Source organism: Pseudoxanthomonas jiangsuensis (assembly GCF_010093185.1).
Classification (GTDB): Bacteria; Pseudomonadota; Gammaproteobacteria; order Xanthomonadales; family Xanthomonadaceae; genus Pseudoxanthomonas; species Pseudoxanthomonas jiangsuensis.
In genome coordinates this window covers 1-1,652 of record NZ_PDWL01000057.1, presented here as the reverse complement: position 1 = coordinate 1,652, position 1,652 = coordinate 1, and the positions used below count along the sequence as shown (strand labels likewise).

1 protein-coding gene is annotated in these 1,652 nt (G+C 58.2%); it reads left to right on the top strand.

Annotated features, from left to right (window positions below; translation table 11 throughout):
* Positions 1 to 1,607, top strand: a 1,607-nt coding sequence (locus CSC62_RS17115; protein WP_425502051.1) for a phage portal protein, incomplete at its 5' end; no start/stop codon positions are given.
* Positions 1,608 to 1,652: the final 45 nt, after the last annotated feature.

The following is a 1,652-nucleotide window of genomic DNA, read 5'->3' as shown; positions in this document are numbered from 1 at the left end:
CAGGTATGAAAACGCCCACCATTCCCACCCTTCTGGGGCCGGACGGCATGACATCGCTGCGCGAATATGCCGGTTATCACGGCGGTGGCAGCGGATTTGGAGGGCAGTTGCGGTCGTGGAACCCACCGAGTGAAAGTGTGGATGCAGCCCTGTTGCCCAACTTTACCCGTGGCAATGCCCGCGCAGACGATCTGGTACGCAATAACGGCTATGCCGCCAACGCCATCCAGCTGCATCAGGATCATATCGTCGGGTCTTTTTTCCGGCTCAGTCATCGCCCAAGCTGGCGCTATCTGGGCATCGGGGAGGAAGAAGCCCGTGCCTTTTCCCGCGAGGTGGAAGCGGCATGGAAAGAGTTTGCCGAGGATGACTGCTGCTGCATTGACGTTGAGCGAAAACGCACGTTTACCATGATGATTCGGGAAGGTGTGGCCATGCACGCCTTTAACGGTGAACTGTTCGTTCAGGCCACCTGGGATACCAGTTCGTCGCGGCTTTTCCGGACACAGTTCCGGATGGTCAGCCCGAAGCGCATCAGCAACCCGAACAATACCGGCGACAGCCGGAACTGCCGTGCCGGCGTGCAGATTAATGACAGCGGTGCGGCGCTGGGATATTACGTCAGCGAGGACGGGTATCCTGGCTGGATGCCGCAGAAATGGACATGGATACCCCGTGAGTTACCCGGCGGGCGCGCCTCGTTCATTCACGTTTTTGAACCCGTGGAGGACGGGCAGACTCGCGGTGCAAATGTGTTTTACAGCGTGATGGAGCAGATGAAGATGCTCGACACGCTGCAGAACACGCAGCTGCAGAGCGCCATTGTGAAGGCGATGTATGCCGCCACCATTGAGAGTGAGCTGGATACGCAGTCAGCGATGGATTTTATTCTGGGCGCGAACAGTCAGGAGCAGCGGGAAAGGCTGACCGGCTGGATTGGTGAAATTGCCGCGTATTACGCCGCAGCGCCGGTCCGGCTGGGAGGCGCAAAAGTACCGCACCTGATGCCGGGTGACTCACTGAACCTGCAGACGGCTCAGGATACGGATAACGGCTACTCCGTGTTTGAGCAGTCACTGCTGCGGTATATCGCTGCCGGGCTGGGTGTCTCGTATGAGCAGCTTTCCCGGAATTACGCCCAGATGAGCTACTCCACGGCACGGGCCAGTGCGAACGAGTCGTGGGCGTACTTTATGGGGCGGCGAAAATTCGTCGCATCCCGTCAGGCGAGCCAGATGTTTCTGTGCTGGCTGGAAGAGGCCATCGTTCGCCGCGTGGTGACGTTACCTTCAAAAGCGCGCTTCAGTTTTCAGGAAGCCCGCAGTGCCTGGGGGAACTGCGACTGGATAGGCTCCGGTCGTATGGCCATCGATGGTCTGAAAGAAGTTCAGGAAGCGGTGATGCTGATAGAAGCCGGACTGAGTACCTACGAGAAAGAGTGCGCAAAACGCGGTGACGACTATCAGGAAATTTTTGCCCAGCAGGTCCGTGAAACGATGGAGCGCCGTGCAGCCGGTCTTAAACCGCCCGCCTGGGCGGCTGCAGCATTTGAATCCGGGCTGCGACAATCAACAGAGGAGGAGAAGAGTGACAGCAGAGCTGCGTAATCTCCCGCATATTGCCAGCATGGCCTTTAATGAGCCGCTGATGCT